19 protein-coding genes are annotated in these 14,757 nt (G+C 59.5%); 15 read left to right on the top strand and 4 right to left on the bottom strand.

The window, feature by feature from the left end; all coding sequences use genetic code 11:
- Positions 1 to 991: 991 nt before the first annotated feature.
- The gene (locus tag FFS21_RS13890) at positions 992 to 1,516 is read right to left on the bottom strand and encodes a hypothetical protein (RefSeq protein WP_104670274.1); all 525 of its coding nucleotides are present in this window, start codon (positions 1,514 to 1,516) and stop codon (positions 992 to 994) included.
- A gap of 235 nt (positions 1,517 to 1,751) precedes the next feature.
- On the opposite strand from FFS21_RS13890, the gene FFS21_RS13885 reads away from it, so the two are divergent.
- From FFS21_RS13885 to FFS21_RS13835, 10 genes are all read left to right on the top strand, one after another.
- Positions 1,752 to 2,780 carry a ParM/StbA family protein gene (locus FFS21_RS13885; RefSeq protein WP_104670273.1) on the top strand — a complete coding sequence of 343 codons (1,029 nt, stop codon included), beginning with the start codon at positions 1,752 to 1,754 and terminating at the stop codon, positions 2,778 to 2,780.
- Positions 2,773 to 3,363, top strand: coding sequence for a hypothetical protein (locus FFS21_RS13880; RefSeq protein WP_104670272.1), 591 nt, complete (start codon positions 2,773 to 2,775; stop codon positions 3,361 to 3,363). The genes FFS21_RS13885 and FFS21_RS13880 overlap by 8 nt, the downstream gene beginning before the upstream one ends.
- 2 nt (positions 3,364 to 3,365) lie before the next feature.
- Complete coding sequence (locus FFS21_RS13875; protein WP_104670271.1) at positions 3,366 to 3,881, top strand: VRR-NUC domain-containing protein; 516 nt, start codon at positions 3,366 to 3,368, stop codon at positions 3,879 to 3,881.
- Positions 3,878 to 4,720, top strand: coding sequence for a DNA/RNA non-specific endonuclease (locus tag FFS21_RS13870; protein WP_104670270.1), 843 nt, complete (start codon positions 3,878 to 3,880; stop codon positions 4,718 to 4,720). The genes FFS21_RS13875 and FFS21_RS13870 overlap by 4 nt, the downstream gene beginning before the upstream one ends.
- A 10-nt stretch (positions 4,721 to 4,730) precedes the next feature.
- Entirely contained in the window at positions 4,731 to 5,330 is a 600-nt protein-coding gene (locus FFS21_RS13865) for an RDD family protein (protein ID WP_104670269.1), read from the top strand.
- Between the two features lies 1 nt (position 5,331).
- Complete coding sequence (locus FFS21_RS13860; protein ID WP_017514912.1) at positions 5,332 to 5,601, top strand: hypothetical protein; 270 nt, start codon at positions 5,332 to 5,334, stop codon at positions 5,599 to 5,601.
- 115 nt (positions 5,602 to 5,716) lie between these two features.
- Positions 5,717 to 6,106: a hypothetical protein gene (locus FFS21_RS13855; RefSeq protein WP_104670268.1), complete on the top strand. Its 390-nt coding sequence runs from the start codon at positions 5,717 to 5,719 to the stop codon at positions 6,104 to 6,106.
- A gap of 111 nt (positions 6,107 to 6,217) precedes the next feature.
- On the top strand, positions 6,218 to 6,448 hold the full coding sequence (locus FFS21_RS13850; RefSeq protein ID WP_104670267.1) for a hypothetical protein: 231 nt from the start codon (positions 6,218 to 6,220) through the stop codon (positions 6,446 to 6,448).
- Between the two features lie 423 nt (positions 6,449 to 6,871).
- A complete protein-coding gene (locus tag FFS21_RS13840) occupies positions 6,872 to 7,096 on the top strand; it encodes a hypothetical protein (protein WP_137925367.1) in 225 nt (74 codons plus the stop codon).
- A gap of 130 nt (positions 7,097 to 7,226) precedes the next feature.
- The gene (locus tag FFS21_RS13835) at positions 7,227 to 7,460 is read left to right on the top strand and encodes a hypothetical protein (RefSeq protein WP_104670263.1); all 234 of its coding nucleotides are present in this window, start codon (positions 7,227 to 7,229) and stop codon (positions 7,458 to 7,460) included.
- Between the two features lie 94 nt (positions 7,461 to 7,554).
- Here the strand turns inward: FFS21_RS13835 and FFS21_RS13830 are convergent, their stop codons facing one another.
- The gene (locus tag FFS21_RS13830; protein WP_017512988.1) at positions 7,555 to 7,824 is read right to left on the bottom strand and encodes a hypothetical protein; all 270 of its coding nucleotides are present in this window, start codon (positions 7,822 to 7,824) and stop codon (positions 7,555 to 7,557) included.
- Between the two features lie 121 nt (positions 7,825 to 7,945).
- Between FFS21_RS13830 and FFS21_RS13825 the strand changes: the two genes are divergently transcribed.
- Positions 7,946 to 9,144, top strand: a protein-coding gene (locus tag FFS21_RS13825; protein ID WP_167585615.1) for an IS3 family transposase whose coding sequence is annotated in 2 segments (ribosomal slippage) — positions 7,946 to 8,261 and positions 8,261 to 9,144 — 1,200 coding nt in all. Because the reading frame shifts where the segments join, the coding sequence is not laid out codon by codon here.
- 962 nt (positions 9,145 to 10,106) lie between these two features.
- Positions 10,107 to 10,781 (top strand): hypothetical protein, encoded by a 675-nt coding sequence (locus tag FFS21_RS13820; RefSeq protein ID WP_104670262.1) that lies wholly within the window; start codon positions 10,107 to 10,109, stop codon positions 10,779 to 10,781.
- 74 nt (positions 10,782 to 10,855) lie between these two features.
- Here the strand turns inward: FFS21_RS13820 and FFS21_RS13815 are convergent, their stop codons facing one another.
- On the bottom strand, positions 10,856 to 11,527 hold the full coding sequence (locus tag FFS21_RS13815) for a hypothetical protein (protein WP_104670261.1): 672 nt from the start codon (positions 11,525 to 11,527) through the stop codon (positions 10,856 to 10,858).
- Positions 11,528 to 11,586: 59 nt separating this feature from the next.
- Here FFS21_RS13815 and FFS21_RS13810 point away from each other — a divergent pair, with 59 nt between their 5' ends.
- Positions 11,587 to 12,135: a hypothetical protein gene (locus tag FFS21_RS13810; RefSeq protein ID WP_225934798.1), complete on the top strand. Its 549-nt coding sequence runs from the start codon at positions 11,587 to 11,589 to the stop codon at positions 12,133 to 12,135.
- Positions 12,136 to 12,262: 127 nt separating this feature from the next.
- On the opposite strand, the gene FFS21_RS13805 is transcribed toward FFS21_RS13810, so the two are convergent.
- Positions 12,263 to 12,484 (bottom strand): hypothetical protein, encoded by a 222-nt coding sequence (locus FFS21_RS13805; RefSeq protein WP_104670260.1) that lies wholly within the window; start codon positions 12,482 to 12,484, stop codon positions 12,263 to 12,265.
- Between the two features lie 323 nt (positions 12,485 to 12,807).
- Between FFS21_RS13805 and FFS21_RS13800 the strand changes: the two genes are divergently transcribed.
- The gene (locus tag FFS21_RS13800; protein WP_104670259.1) at positions 12,808 to 13,803 is read left to right on the top strand and encodes a lambda-exonuclease family protein; all 996 of its coding nucleotides are present in this window, start codon (positions 12,808 to 12,810) and stop codon (positions 13,801 to 13,803) included.
- A gap of 131 nt (positions 13,804 to 13,934) precedes the next feature.
- Positions 13,935 to 14,678 carry a hypothetical protein gene (locus FFS21_RS13795; RefSeq protein WP_104670258.1) on the top strand — a complete coding sequence of 248 codons (744 nt, stop codon included), beginning with the start codon at positions 13,935 to 13,937 and terminating at the stop codon, positions 14,676 to 14,678.
- The last annotated feature ends 79 nt before the right edge of the window (positions 14,679 to 14,757 follow it).

The raw sequence follows: 14,757 nt of genomic DNA, 5'->3' as shown, positions 1-14,757 counted from the left end.
GCCCATTTCACAAGCCGCTCTTCTCCTGGATCGTCTGCTCGCAGGAGAGCTTCTTCCCGCCAACTTGCTTCGGGATATGCAGGAGACCCGGGGCCTGGGTGGCCCGATTGCCGAGCGCCCCTCCCCTTCATCCATTAGATCCATTCGATCCCATCCACAGTTCCGGCGAGAGATGACCGGGCAAGAAGGAGCAGCCCAATCCCGCCCCGGCACCAGGACAGCAGCAGCGCACCCGGCTCTCAGGAAGAACAGGGAGCGAGATCCCGCGGCGACACAAGGAAGGAAGAGGACAAATGGTTATGCTCACGGCGACGCAACAACCCCGACGCAGGAGGGCGCACAAGCGCAGCCCGCACACCACCAGAACGAGCCCCGGCAGGACAAATAGTTATCCCGTCGGCAGAACCATAGCCCCTCACGGGGCCCGCGCTGATGCGCCGGCGACACCAAAGGCTCCGGCGGACCACGGGCCGCCGAGGGACACCAAACCCAAGCCACCGCCAACCGAAGTTCTCACTCCGCGCCCAAGCTCACTCCGCACCAAGCCATCGCCGGCTACCTCCCCGCCCCACCGCAACAAGCACAGGACCACCGGCCGCCCAATCGGACAGAGAGAGAACAAGGGAACAAGGCGGACACCCGCGCAGGCGAGAGAACGACCACCGGTCGGCAGAGTGAGACAACCAGCCCATCCACCCGCCCGCAGAACAGCGCACTACGCAAAGCCGCAGAACAGGCCAAACCCGAGATCCCGCCAGAGCCAGTCCCGTCTCCCATCGCACAGAGCCCAGGACTCCCTCCGCCCAATACCCCGCGTGGCAGAAATCCCGACTCCCCACAGGACCTCCGCCTGGCAGCTATCTCCTCTACGTCCGCCTCAATCCAATCTTCGCCCAATATCCGGCCCGGCCGAGACACTCGCTACCCATAAAGAAAAAGCCCCGGCACAGTCTCTGCACCAGGGCCTTGGTCGGCATTGATCCCGCTTAGCCTATTCGTCCTCAAGTTCCATATCGCCTTCGAACCGTGCCTCGATCCGCTCCAGCAGCCCGTCCACTAGGGCGACCGTGTCGCTTATCGCAGCCTCTCGGGCCCTGGTGGAACGGGTCGATCCATGCGAGAAACGCCAGAGCCGGTCCACCGCTTGCGACCGCAACTCAAACAGCAGGGTGACTCGATCGCAGAGCAACTGCAGGAACTTGTAGTTTGCCTCCCACTCCCGGGAACGCTTCACGCGGCGCCGCAACCCCTTGTGGCTCGCAAACGAGGAGACCCACTTGCGGCTACGGAGCTGCCGAAAGATTCGCACTTCCCAGCGCAATTTCCGCTTACTTAGCGACCGCTTTATGCCGATTCGGCCGGACTGAAACGGCTGCATCACGTACATCAGCTGGTCGATTCGTTCGAGGGTTGTATCAATGGTTCGGATAAGGTTCTCCGTCTCCTCGACCGCTTTTCGGGCGGCGGTGAGGGCAACTGCAAAATCGTCGATCTCGGGGGGTTGAGTACGTACCATGTATTAAGCGTCCTTTGGGGGTTGAGTACGGAACTCCGTAAACGTCCCCCGGAGGCGAATTCTCCATTCGCTACAGTCGCCTTGTCAATACGTGTTATGTATTCTAAAATGCGGACGCGTAACAGGTGCGGTATCTGCAGTGAACAATGAGCAGTACACATTGCGCACAGCGGATTGCGCATCGGTGGCCGGCCCCGGTTGCGGGGCCTTTTCGACTCTGCACTGTGAGAATTTCATGCTTACCCAAACCATCATTGGCCTCGACGTGGGCCGAAGCGCCGTCAAGGCCGTAGCCTTTGCCCAAGGCGAGTCCTACCACCTCACCTTCCCCTCCATCGTCTCGCCTGCCATCGGGATCTCAGACGAGACTACCGCGCGGCGAGCCGCCATCGAAACCGTCGAAATCGAGGGAAAGCAGTTCTTCACGGGCGACACGGCTCGGCTCCAGGGCAGTCCCGGCGCCAATGCCGGTCTGTCGAACGACTGGATCAACACCCCCGAGTACCAGGCGTTGGTCGCCTCGACCATGAAGCGCTTTGAAGCCATGGGGGTTCCCGGCCTCGACAAACCGCTTCTCGTGATCGGTACCCCGGCGAACTTGTTCTCTTCCCAGCAAGCTCGACTCAAAGAGGTCACGGAACGTATCGTCAAGGCCGAGATGCGCGTCCTGCCCCAACCCATGGGCGCGTATTGCGACTTCTACTTGGACGAGAAGGGGCTCCCGATCCGGAGTCATATCAAGGACGCATCCGATCGGACGAAGAGTTGGGCTGTCATCGAAGTCGGCCACTTCACGACCGACTTTCTACTGATGCTCGAAGGGCAGTACGTTGAACGCGGCGCCGGCACATGCGAAGGGCTGAATTTCGCCGCGGAGCATCTGGTACGCATTCTCGATGGCCGCGGGATTCACTCGAATCTCATCGAGTGCGAAACCGCGATCCGGACCAAGTCGATTTTGCAGTTTGGTCAAGAAATCGACATCTCAGAAGAAGTTGCAAAGGCGGTCTCGCACGTTGCCCAGAAGATCAACGCCAAGGCCGACTCCTTGCTGTCCATGGACGTGCGGAAGTTGCACGGCGTGATCCTGGCCGGCGGCGGCGCTCCGCTGCTCTACGAAGAAATCAAGAAGAAGTGGTCGCACTGCATTCTCCTTGACAACCCCCGCATGTCAGTAGCGAATGGCTTCGGCCGTTACGGCATGGGCGTGGCGCTGCGCCAAGCAATGAAGCGGCAGAGCCAACAGGAAACCGTAGATGCCTAAGCTCATCCGGGTGTTCGACCCAGACGAACCGGAGCGGCGCATCAACTTGGTGATCGCGGAGGCAACCTGCCCTGGGGCTCTTGAGTTCCTCGCAGAAATGCCATACCGGACCGAAACCCCTCTCATCAGGGGCGTCCTGTATCAGTGGTTCATCAAGCACCGGGATGCAGGAACATTGGATGACGCCATTGAGGAGGCACTGGCTGGTCCCGGGGGTCTCATCGAATCCGCACCGCACGACAAACAGGTGCGCCGAGGCGCCAAGGGACGCTCTGCCAGGGTGCTGAAGCCCCGCGCAATTTCAGCCCGGCCGGCTGCCCGTCCTGCTACCCCGTCTCCGGTAGCAGTGGCGCCGGCGGAGCAACCACCACCCTTGCGCGAAACCGTGGTCGAGCCCATCCAACCACTTCTCGCGCAGGGTGTGGAGGAAGCGGAAACGCCTGCCACGATCGTGCCCCCTGCCATTGCCGTTGCCGCAAACCCTGGAACCGTCCCTGCCACGCAACCGGCGCCGGCGAGCCCCCAGAGCTTCGACCCCGTTGCGCTCGAAGCACTGGAAAAACTTGGCGACATGTTCGGCTAGCAATGGGAAAACGGCTCAGCGAGAAGGAGTACGAGGCGCTGCTCGGTCGTGTTCAGAAGACCAGCACGCCGGTGGTTCCCCAGGAGAAGCCCACGAAGCGGGCGGCGAGAGCGAAGCCGACCGATCCGCCGTCGCCGCGCGAAACCAAAGTACTGCTGGCATGCATGGAGCTGCTCGAGCAGCATCCCAGCGTTGCCTGGGTCATGCGCATGAACACAGGCGTGGCTGTGTACGGCGAAGGGGATCAGAAGCGCTTTGTCCGGTTCTCTATCCCTGGCGTCTCAGACATCGTCGGACAACTGAAAGACGGTCGATTCTTCGCTGTGGAAGTGAAGCGCCCGGGAAAGGAGCCCACCGACGATCAATGGGCATTCCTTCGGAACGTGGCGCAGAACGGAGGATTGGCCGGCTGGGTCGATGACGCATCTCAACTTGCCGACTTCATCCCTGCACGCATTGGTCAGGGGATCTCTCCTTGCACTGTGTACGAGCCGCCAAAGAGGACCAGACTACGATGAAATCGCACCTGCTCGCCGCCCTGCTGTGCGTGCTGGCAATCCCGGGGTACGCGCAAGACCCAGCCTGCGCGCGAAGCTACTACCAGGGCACGGCGCCTATCGTCGCGAACGCCCGCCTGGCGCAGGGCGCTACGGAGCTCTGCTTTACCGAGTTCGCCGTCATGCATTCGCCCCTAAGCCGTGCGGCAATCTGGTCGGCGGAACATCTCACGCCGTCGCGTGTTCGCGCAGCCCGTTCGCTACAACGGGCGGACGCGTTTCACCCTGATTCACGCCTCCCATCCAAGGACCGCGCCGAGCTCGCGGACTTCGCACGCTCGGGGATGGATCGAGGCCACCTCGCTCCGAGTGGCGATATGAGCACTCCAGAGGCCCAGTATGAGAGCTTCACGCTCAGCAACATCGTTGCGCAGGACCCGGACAACAACCGGCACCTTTTTGCCGGAATCGAGATGGCCGTCCGCAACCTTGTCGAGCGTCGCGGCTCGCTCTATGTCATCACCGGCCCACTCTTCACCGGCGCCAAAGTCAAACAGCTCAATGGACGCATCCTGGTCCCGGACCGGATTTTCAAGGTCGTCTTCGACCCAGCCGCACAGAAGGGAGCGGCCTACGTTGTCAACAACGAACCCGGGACAGCCTACGAGGTCGTCTCACTCCCTGAGCTTGAAGCGATGGCCGGCTTGGTCTTCTTCCCAAGTTTGCCGGCAGAAGCCAAGGCATCGAAGCTCCCCCTCCCCCGCCCCGAACTCCGCGGCAGATCGGATCGGGGGATCGAAAAATCTGCCGAGCGGGTCCTGAACGACCTTTCCCGGGCAGCACAACTACTCACGCGATAGGAAATTCCCAATGATCACGAAACGAAACGTCCTGCCAAGGGTCCTGCTCATCAGTCGGCGGCTGGGCGCGAATGCCGTAGATGCATGTATCCTCGCAGCAGGAGTGGCCGCAGCAACCATCGGTGCAGCGTGGATAGCGGCGATGATGATGGATATGCCGTCAGCCGATCAGCTGCAGGTGATCTTTGCGGGTGTGCCTGCTGACCACCTGACTTTTGCCTGGTACGAAGCGATCGCGCGAGGTATCGCGCCATACGTGATGGCCGGCCTCCCCGCCATCTGGTGGGCCTACGAATCAATGTTTGCGAAGCTGCGGATGGAAGGAACTCCCGGCAAGTGGCTGTTCCGACTGGCCACGCGCAGCGCGGCCGACCGAAAGCTGCGCTTTGGGGAAATTCTGCTGCGAAGTGCGATGAAGGTGGTTACCCTGACTTGCCTCCTCTTCATCGCTTCGCCGGCTTTCCTCGCTGCAGTGGCTGGCCTGCTGCTTCTCATCCCCCTGATGAGTGCAAACGGCCAGTTCCTGCACGACTTCATTCCCGGGACCAACGTTGTCGCCAAGGCAAAGGCGATCGCCCCAAAGCTCGGCAAGGCCGAACAAAGGATCTGAGATGTCCACCTCACAAACGCTCAGCCCGTTTGCAAACGAGTCCGAGGTCGTAGCCATCGGCGAGATGACCATCGAGAACCGCCTTGATCGCGTATCCATCTATGGAAGCTTAGACCTGACAAGGGACAAAGCGGGCCTCAGCATGGCAAAGGCATTGAAAGCAAACCTCGACCTGATTGTCGCTTCGCTCGAGGCCGGGCCGTTGCCAGATCAAGTTGCCGTGGCACCCCCGGGAGTTGCACCCAATCCGTTCAGTGGAAGCAATGGATAGGTCCGCCCTGCGGGCACCTGCACATCAGCGTGCCCCTGCCCGCGACTACGGCACCGCGGTTATTCCCACATGCGCCGCATTACTCCTCTGCAAACCAACCCGTAGGGAGTAACTGATGCCGAACCAAGTAGAGCGAACTGAAGTGTATTCGCGCGTCGAGGGCGAAATCGTCGTTCGCGTAATCCATGCCGTACCGTCCAACAGAATCCTTGGCACGTTTGAAGTCCTAGGCGAAATCGGAGGCGACTGGGTCGCTGCGGGAACCGAATCATCGCGCTGCCGCGCTGTGGAAGTTGCGGACGCGTGGATTGAGAAGGAAATCGCTTCGATCATCGAAGTCACTCAGGAACAGCACGACCAGATTGAAACTGCCTGGAAGATCTGCGCACCTAGCGGGCGCCGAACAACCGGGGCCTGGTCGGAGCGATTCCGACAGTGCGCCTCCGTCATCCTCGGGCGAAAGCTTCCGGATACCTTCACGCTCCGGATCGTACCAGCCAACTAGCCCCACCCCCTCTCCTGGCCAGCCAGTGAGGGGGTTTTCCTTCCCGTCTACGCTTAGTCCCGCCTGTGTCTCATTGCCTCTTGCAAGTTAAACCTTCAAGAGGAGAGATCCATGCCACAAATCCCCATCCAACACAGTTCGAACCAAGCAGGCCTGGACGCCGTCAAGTTTTGCGAGACGGCGCGCAAGGTTCTGAAGGCGAACATCTACCCGCTCTTGCCGCTGGAGCAGAAGATCGAGGCACAGGTAGCTATCAACCGCATGGACCACAACGAGCTTCGCGCGGCGCTCATCAACCTGGGCAAGTCTGAGCCGGGTCACCAAGCAAGGGAATGGCCATGACTCAGGCTGAAATCCGCGAGGCTATTGAGTGGCTCGTACGTGACGCTCGATATCTCGCCCGCTGGGCTCGCATCCACCGGAAGCGCGGCCAACTGGCCGGAACCTGGCTGGCGGACAGGACACGGGCGAACGCGTCGTACAGCTTCAAGCTTGCTCGTCAATACAAGGCTAGCCTCACTGCCGAACCCAAACCCGCTCTACTCGGCGGCCACTGAACCACGGAACACCACGCAAGGAGACGAGAAAAGTGCGCTCAATTTCCGATGATGATCTGTGCGCGACCTGCGCGCACTGCACGTACAGGCCTGGAGAGCTGAGCCAGTGCTCAAAGAACTGGCCAACCGAAGACGCCGATGAAGTTGAGAACTGCCCCGCTTTCGAGCAGCTCTGCGTCGACCGTCTCGCCAACGCGCAAGGAGATGAATGATGGCCAAGGAAAGCTACCTGGTTGCGGTAATTGGCGAAACCAAGGCCGTCATCACATCGATATTCGATACAACCAAGGAACGGGCCGAAACCGCATGTGCCGCACTGTTCGTAGACACGTTCGGTGAGGATGGCACCGCGACCGCCTTCGACACTGGCGCCACGCCGAACGTGTGGATCGAGGGTCGGCCGGAATACATCCGCAGCGTAATCGCCGCCTGATCGCACTACTTCCTAACTCCCTCACGCCCCTCCTGGTAAGCCAGTGAGGGGCGTTTTCCTTTCCGCCCCCGCTTAGTCTCGCCTGTGTCTCATTGCCTCTTGCAAGTCCAACCTTCAATAGGAGAGATCCATGGCTGAAACCCTCACCAACTATGTCTGCGGCGCTGACAGCGTTTTCAAGAACCCGAGCAAGGCAGCTGCATTTGCTGCCAACCTCAAATCGGCTCGCTTCTCAGACGAGGCCTTTCGTAAGCTGCCTGGCCTGGAACAATACCGAGCGAGTCTCCATCGCGGCCGTAGGCATTGTGGCCAATGCCGCGGCGCCGGAGCGGGAGGCGAGTTCATGCAGTTGGTAGCCATTTGAGTCCCCTGAAAAGAAAAACCCACCGGTACCTCGTGAGAGGGTACTCGGTGGGCACCACGGTTACAGGAGAAGCGATCGCCGAGGCGATCCCCATTCAGTTCGACGGATTTGACGGCTTGCACAAGCCGGCGGCCAAATCCAGCCGCTTAGCACGAGCCGCCAGCTGCTGTGCTCGATCGAAGAGACTTGCCGCCTCTCGCCTGTTCCGCTCGGCTTCCAGTCCCATCCAATCGTGCTCGTTGACACCAGGCGGAATGACAATGGTGGTTTCCGAGTCCTTGGTATGCAGCACGAGAACGCGATTGTGGCCGCCAGTGATGCGCTCGATTCGCGTTTCGCCAGAGTGAGTTTCGTTAGTGTCCATCCAAAGCTCCTAGGGGGCGGCAGCGCCTGGAGCGGCCCCACGTATCTGAGGACACAAGGACTCTCTTAAAATAAGGGATAGTCTTGTGCCTATCAGTAAGCCTAGTCATTACGTGGAACCCATCGAAATTCTGACCGAGCCGGAGCGCCGTCGTCGGCGCACGGCGCAGGAAAAAGTCGCTATCGTGCAGGAGACGCTGGCCCCTGGCGCCTCGGTATCTGCCGTGGCCCGGCGGCATGGCGTGAATCCGAACCAGGTGTTCGGTTGGCGCAAGCAATACCAGGAAGGCAGTCTGGCGGCGGTGCAAGCTGGCGAAACTGTAGTCCCGGCATCGGAGCTGGCCGCCGCGATCAAGGAAATCAAGGAACTGCAGCGCCTGCTTGGGAAGAAGACGATGGAAGTCGAGATCCTGAAGGAGGCTGTTGAGTGGGGCCGCTCAAAAAACCTGATTGCGCGCTCGCCCTTGCTGCCGGGGGACGACCATTGAAAACGGTCTGCGAAGTTCTCGGCGTAGCGCGCTCCGGTGTGGCGGTGAAACGGGTTCGTCCGTCCGATTGGCAAGATGGTCGCAGCGCTAGAGTGACTGACGACACGGAACTGGTCGAAGAAATCCAGGCCCACGTTGCGCACCTGCCAACCTACGGCTACCGGCGCATCTGGGCGCTGCTGCGCCGCACTCGCGAGCTGGTCGGCGCACCGCGCACCAACCACAAGCGCGTGTATCGGGTCATGCGCGAGCATCATTTGTTGCTGCGCCGTCCCGGCGTGCGCCGAGACACTCGGCGGCACGACGGCCGCGTGGCCGTGGACAGAAGCAATAGCCGGTGGTGCTCCGACGGATTCGAGTTCCGGTGCGACGACGGCACGCCGCTGCGCGTGACCTTCGCACTGGATTGCTGCGACCGAGAAGCGATTAGCTGGGCGGCAACGACTGGCGGCCATAGCGGGGACGTGGTGCGCGACGTCATGCTGGCTGCCGTCGAACAGCGCTTCGGCACCACGCATGCCCCGCAGCCCATCGAATGGCTTACGGACAACGGCTCGGCCTACATCGACCACCGCACGCGCAGCTTCGCTCGCGAACTGGGCCTGGAGCCGCTGACTACGCCGGTACGTTCACCGCAGAGCAATGGCATGGCCGAATCGTTCGTGAAGACCATGAAGCACAACTACGTCGCCTATATGGACAAGGCCGACGTGCCAACGGCACTCTCTCGCCTGGCCATTGCGTTTGAACACTACAATGAGCGCCACCCGCACAAAGCCCTGAAATATCGCTCACCGCGCGAGTTCAGACGGACTGCAGTGTCATCAACCTAGCGGTGTCTGCGTGTCCTGAGGTACAGGGGCAACTCCAGCGCCGCTGTTGTTTGACTCTGGAGAGATGAGTCACATGAATTAGCAACTGTCCCCGGTCGGCTTCGGTGGGTGGTCGGGCGCGGACACCCTTCCCCATCGGGTCTGGTCTCACCCTCCCAGCAAGATAGGAACAGGCAGGCTGCAGCACAGGAAGGAAAGGGAGGAGGAGGAGAGGTCACACGGCATACCCGCCCAGTCCCTGTATGCGCGGATGTTGCACATCACCAAGGGCAAGGTTCAACGGATGCAGGAACTGGAGACACCAGGCTGATCCGAGGTAGCGACGCCTCCCTTGTAGTCATCTAGGGTGACGGGCCAGCGCAATGCCCCATCACCGCTTGAGCGTATCTTTCCCCAACGCCTCCCACGTGATTGTTTTGTGTGCTCGACGACGGCTATGCACGCCGATGTCTTAGATGAACGTGACTTCGGTCACTGGATTCGCTGAGAACCGACAACTGTCGCACGCCGGGTGTCTCCCGAGCGTTGGACAACACGTGATTCCGCAAGGAACCAACGGAGGAATGGGTCGTAGAGATACAAACCCTCAAGTGCTCCCCCTACGGGAGCAAGCGCCAATGACTATCCCCGGACGCAAAGTCCATCACACAGCGGCCATGTGCATACTGGTGGGGAGTCGCAAAGGCACACCTAGCCTAGAAACGTCGTACTGCTGTCGACGAATCCAATCAGGTAAAGCTATGGGCCCAGTCTTGAAACGGTGCCTCGGCACCCTTTGGTCGAATGCTACGGCGTTCGATGTTCTCAAGACTGGGCTCACGTGATACGCGAGCCCAGTTTTTTTATGAGCTCTCACACAGCGCAGTCGTATCACACATCCCGGGGTAACTTCCCCAAAACTTGACAATCCATATACAATCAACCCCAGCAATAATATACATACGTGTTACTAGGAGGGTCACATGAACTTTCGAGGAGTTTTCGCCGCCATCGCGGTCCTGATCACGGCCTGCAGTTCCCCTGCATTCGCAGCAAAGCCGTCAATTGTTGCGACTGACGACTATCGAGTTATCGCTGCGCATGTGAATACCAATCTCGGCTCCTTTTCGGGCAAGGTTGGGGTCACTGCTCCAGAGGGACAAGAGGCAGTAGCTGAAAAGCTAAGCCAGAAGATTGCCGCGGCTGGGTACAACGTCTCCAACGACGACCCAGGCATCCGCTACTCCGTGCGCGAGCTTTACGCCGGCGAGGCAGACAAGTACACACCACAAGGCAAAGACGGTAAAGTCAGCCTGAGCACAGGGGTTGGAATCGCAGCCTCAATTGGACTTTGCCTGGCTTTTGGCACTTGTTCCGACCCAAGCTATATGGCCAACGATGTGCTGGTGAATCTGGACCACGTGAATAAGGACCTCACTAGCCAGAATCCAGCGACTACCGATCCTGCGACAGCAGACTCCGCGGCGGCCGTAAAGAAGCCCGTGCTCGTCGTGGAGTATGAGGTTTGCCGGGTGGGCCGCAGTTGCGCGACTTCCGTGGCGGCTTCCTACAATCCTGAACTGACGCTCGACGATCTGCGGCTGGTGAACGCCAGCGAAGGACTCAGCCGCGCTATCAATCTCAAGATTGCGCAGTAGGCCAGGATAACCGACAAAGAAGAAGGCCCGCTTGTAACACAAGCGGGCCCTTCTTGTTTATGGACTGCAAACGCCTAGTTGCTCGAAAGGTAACTGTGCAGGAATCCAGCGACGGCTTCAGTGTAACCGCCGGTGAATCCCGGCGAAGCCACTCGGCCCAGAGCGCTAAGTCGGCGCTCGATGTTCTCCCTGGCATTACCGTACGCTCGATCAAACTCTGCGTTGGCGCGGAAGTAGTCCTCTGGCGTAGGGCTCCAGCGAAGCACTCCTTTTGGCATGGCGGCGTCAAGCGAGGCCCGATAAGCGGCATTCCCCCTCCTGGCCGCCTTTGCCAGCATGGCTACTGACCTACGCTCAATACGCCGACTAGCTTGCGCCGCTTTGAACATTCGGCCGCGCAGGTTCTGTTCGACGGCATCGACCAGTGCTTTGGCGAGCGGAGCCGCCAAATCGATCTCGAACAAACCCACAAAGTTTGCCAGGCGGTCAAACGCGAGGTTGCAGCGAAGCTTTCCCTCCCCCTGTGTGATGAACGCATGGCGATCTGCTCCGCGCAGGGGGTCCAGGGCGACGCATTTCAGCATGGCGATGGTCATTCGGGCCTTCTCAACATCGTACTTCTCAGCGGTGACTAAGCCATCAGTGAACGCCTGACTCTCCACGAAGGCGCGTACGTCACCACTCAGCATATGAGCCCCAGTCCGGAGCTGGTTGTGAATCGAACATGGTTTCGAGTAAAGCGTCATGGGTATCTCTCCGTTAATAAAGGTTGGGCCGACGATTCGGCATAGCAGGACCCTCTGAGATGCCCGACAACCGCATATACGTGACGCCAGTTATGGCTTCCTGTGAGTCATTCCTTCCGCGCAAGGACATGACGATGAACTTGCGTCCAACCAACCTATCGGAGAAAAAGTACATGAGAAAGCTCTTCCTCGCCCTGCTGGTGGCCATTGGAGCCATTGGGGTCTCTGCGTGCTCGGACAAGCCTGCGGTGTACACCGCGACGAAGATGTTTGGGGGAAGTTCTGTCGGTGTCACGGCGAAACTCTCCCTCAACAATTTCGGTGGTGATGCCAAGGAAGGAACCGGAACTCTCGAGGTCACGAAGGACCCAAGCAGCCAGTGGGCAGGGTCCGTCGGAACGTTCGACGTCACCTGGAAGAGTTGGGATAGCCAGGGGCACGAATTCATGATCTTGGTGCCAAGCCGTAAGGACGCATTCGTGCTTGGGCTGAACCCGCTGACCACAACGTTGCTGGGTACTCAGAAGTCCTTCTGGTGCCAAGACTGTGAGAGACTGCGTTCGGGTGTCGGTGTTGGCATCCTGCCTGGGCTGTTCCAAAGGGAGTAAGCACCGCCCGCAAGCCCACATTAGTAAGACAGGTCCTTCGTTATTCGTAACGGAGGGCTTTTTTCATTTTGAAACACGTTCTCCATCCATGTCATCTGCGTCGATGGCATAGAATGTGCGCATGCTGTCAGAACTTGAGCCTCTTGACGTCGACACGATTGTGCCGCCAGTTCACCGAGCCGCCCAATGGCATGCGGAGGTAACGGCCGGCCTTGACTGGAAGTTTGATGATTGGCTGGTCTTTCGGTTGACAGCCGTTGAGAATAGTCGAGGGTCCGCAGTGTCCGCCGGTGTTGGAGAATTCTCGGTCCGGTACCGTCAAGGACCAGTAGGTTTCGAGCTTGTGCATGGCGCCGCCTACGCGGTTTCCCGCCCCTCGAAGCCACCTAGATACTTCCGTTGACTGCTGGACGGAAGCTTCCCCTATATCTCCTTCTATCGCCCCTGCATTGGAAGCGGCTTTCCTTGGATCACGCTGGCGCGCGTTTTCATCGCCGATGAGCTCCGGTCGCTACGCCGTGTCGATGCCTCACACATCTTCACCGGCTGTCTAGGCTGGCCTGACGCAGCCATCTGTTGGCCGACGAGCCCGGCTTAGCTGCACGCGTTCTTCATCTCCTAGGGTCAAGCGAAAACGCCGTGCTATGGCATGGCAACCCCGAGGAGATCTCCATGGCAATGCAAGTCCTGTCAGGGCCGGCAACTATTCAGGGCTCACCTGAATGGCTTGCTTGGCGCCTCAAGGGCATCGGAGCATCAGATGCCCCAATCATCATGGGAAAGTCGCTCTACACCCGCGCTTATGAGCTGTTCAAGCATAAGACGGGTAAGGGTACGGACCCGAAACGTAATCCTATCCTTCAGAAGATCCGCGAGCGGGGCAAGCTCCTTGAACCTCTTGCGCGGGCGCAGTACGAGAAGCTGACAAGCACCACAGTCACTCCCCTCGTCGCCGAGAGTGCCGTCCACCCGTTCATTCGGGCTTCATTCGACGGATTCGACTTGTTCTCGGGCGAGCCGCTCGAGGTCAAGTGTCCGGGTGAACGTGCCCACAAATTGGCCCTTAGCGGCCTCGTCCCTGACGAGTACGTCGACCAAGTCCAGCAACAGATCTTCGTTGCAGAGGCCGATTACGGGAACTACTACTCCTTTGACGGCCAGGACGGAGTCTTGTTGCGAGTACACCGTGATCAGGCGCGGATTGACCAGATTGTCGCAGCAGAGATAGCTTTCTGGGAGCGAGTGCAATCTGGGATATGGGAGTCCGACGAGTGGGCTGCAGCAGCGACTCACTACCTTCTCATCAAGCGTGAGAAAGACGAGTTGGAGGAACGCGAGCAGTTGGCCCGGGAAGCACTTATCGCATTGTTGCCACCTGGTGCAAAGCTGAGAGAAGGCTGTGGCGTGCTTCTATCCAGAACCAGCAAGAAGGGCGAAGTGGACTACACAAAATTGCTTGCTGACAAAGGCGTTGTTGTGACCGATACGGTCGTGGATTCGTACCGCGGCAAGGGTAAGGAGTCCTTCCGAATCACCGTTGCAAAGGACTTCAATCTCGCTGACGTGGATACCACGCCACTGCAGATCCATCCTCCGAGGTCGATCGCCGTGCCGGACGCTCCTCCAAATCTTGGCAAATATCGAGAAGCCGTCGAGCTTGTCATCTAACCCCAAGCCTCCCGCACCCCGGGAGGCTTTTTCTTTGCGCGCTCGCGCAGGATCTACGCATGGCTGTGCACCATTTCTCCTGACAAGGCTTTCCGTCTTAACTTTAACCCCCCATTTCAGGGAGACCCTGCATGAATCCACAAGTAGCACTCAAGAAGATCATCGAAGCCGCCAAAGCACAGTTGGACGATGTAACGACCGGCGTCGAAGCAAACCTTTACGATCCGAAGGAAAACGACGTGGCTGGCCTCGAAACCGCGATCGCCCTGATTGAGCACGAAGCTGGCATCAGCGCCGTCAACCCGGCGATCGTACTTGTCACCACCAAGGACGGTATCCTCAGCACCGCTCACGATGGGCAAGCCACCATTGAGGTGATCGACTTCGATGCACCCACCGGGAACGACGCGCGCCTCCTTCCGGAAGCCTATCGCGAGCTGGTCACCACGGCGTTTGGTGATCCATACCACCAGGGCATCCGGTACCAAGGTGAGAACACAAAGCTAGAGCTCGTGTACTGCGACGCCGCAAGCTGCCAGGTCAGCGAGTGCGTTGTCGTCGCCGGCGCGATCTCCAATGACCAGCTTGCTTTGATCGCCGCGAAGCTGCAACAAGGCGGGCTGCTAGTCGCGCAACAGGTTGGGCTGCCGACGCCGAGTCTTCAATTGCGGGGCACAAACGGGTGGCCGAGCGAGATTGACCATGTCTTCACCTGCCTTGAGGCGTTTGAAGTTGGTGCTCCCGAGCTGAGGACAATGCTCACGCTTGATGAACCCACCCACGACATCACCATCAACGAGCTTGTCGGGCGATTCGCCGCGGTCTCAGCCTGGGATGTTGACGCCGAATGGACCCGCCTCAAAGCGCTTGTCTGATTGGTAATCTCCCTGACCCGGCCACTTCTGCTTGGCCGGGTTCTCTCTTTGCTGCGGCCGCCACGGGCTGACACGGAAC

The organism is Cupriavidus sp. 2SB, from assembly GCF_005503625.1.
In the GTDB taxonomy this organism is placed as follows: domain Bacteria; phylum Pseudomonadota; class Gammaproteobacteria; order Burkholderiales; family Burkholderiaceae; genus Cupriavidus.
Note: the sequence above shows the minus strand (reverse complement) of the source record. Positions and strands in the feature narration are given on the sequence as shown.

Excerpts from the sequence above, each read along its gene's own strand:
- FFS21_RS13890 (WP_104670274.1), bottom strand. The coding sequence starts at position 1,516 with ATGGTACGTACTCAACCCCCCGAGATCGACGATTTTGCAGTTGCCCTC.
- FFS21_RS13885 (WP_104670273.1), top strand. The coding sequence starts at position 1,752 with ATGCTTACCCAAACCATCATTGGCCTCGACGTGGGCCGAAGCGCCGTC.
- FFS21_RS13880 (WP_104670272.1), top strand. The coding sequence starts at position 2,773 with ATGCCTAAGCTCATCCGGGTGTTCGACCCAGACGAACCGGAGCGGCGC.
- FFS21_RS13875 (WP_104670271.1), top strand. The coding sequence starts at position 3,366 with ATGGGAAAACGGCTCAGCGAGAAGGAGTACGAGGCGCTGCTCGGTCGT.
- FFS21_RS13870 (WP_104670270.1), top strand. The coding sequence starts at position 3,878 with ATGAAATCGCACCTGCTCGCCGCCCTGCTGTGCGTGCTGGCAATCCCG.
- FFS21_RS13865 (WP_104670269.1), top strand. The coding sequence starts at position 4,731 with ATGATCACGAAACGAAACGTCCTGCCAAGGGTCCTGCTCATCAGTCGG.
- FFS21_RS13860 (WP_017514912.1), top strand. The coding sequence starts at position 5,332 with ATGTCCACCTCACAAACGCTCAGCCCGTTTGCAAACGAGTCCGAGGTC.
- FFS21_RS13855 (WP_104670268.1), top strand. The coding sequence starts at position 5,717 with ATGCCGAACCAAGTAGAGCGAACTGAAGTGTATTCGCGCGTCGAGGGC.
- FFS21_RS13850 (WP_104670267.1), top strand. The coding sequence starts at position 6,218 with ATGCCACAAATCCCCATCCAACACAGTTCGAACCAAGCAGGCCTGGAC.
- FFS21_RS13840 (WP_137925367.1), top strand. The coding sequence starts at position 6,872 with ATGATGGCCAAGGAAAGCTACCTGGTTGCGGTAATTGGCGAAACCAAG.
- FFS21_RS13835 (WP_104670263.1), top strand. The coding sequence starts at position 7,227 with ATGGCTGAAACCCTCACCAACTATGTCTGCGGCGCTGACAGCGTTTTC.
- FFS21_RS13830 (WP_017512988.1), bottom strand. The coding sequence starts at position 7,824 with ATGGACACTAACGAAACTCACTCTGGCGAAACGCGAATCGAGCGCATC.
- FFS21_RS13820 (WP_104670262.1), top strand. The coding sequence starts at position 10,107 with ATGAACTTTCGAGGAGTTTTCGCCGCCATCGCGGTCCTGATCACGGCC.
- FFS21_RS13815 (WP_104670261.1), bottom strand. The coding sequence starts at position 11,527 with ATGACGCTTTACTCGAAACCATGTTCGATTCACAACCAGCTCCGGACT.
- FFS21_RS13810 (WP_225934798.1), top strand. The coding sequence starts at position 11,587 with ATGCCCGACAACCGCATATACGTGACGCCAGTTATGGCTTCCTGTGAG.
- FFS21_RS13805 (WP_104670260.1), bottom strand. The coding sequence starts at position 12,484 with ATGCACAAGCTCGAAACCTACTGGTCCTTGACGGTACCGGACCGAGAA.
- FFS21_RS13800 (WP_104670259.1), top strand. The coding sequence starts at position 12,808 with ATGGCAATGCAAGTCCTGTCAGGGCCGGCAACTATTCAGGGCTCACCT.
- FFS21_RS13795 (WP_104670258.1), top strand. The coding sequence starts at position 13,935 with ATGAATCCACAAGTAGCACTCAAGAAGATCATCGAAGCCGCCAAAGCA.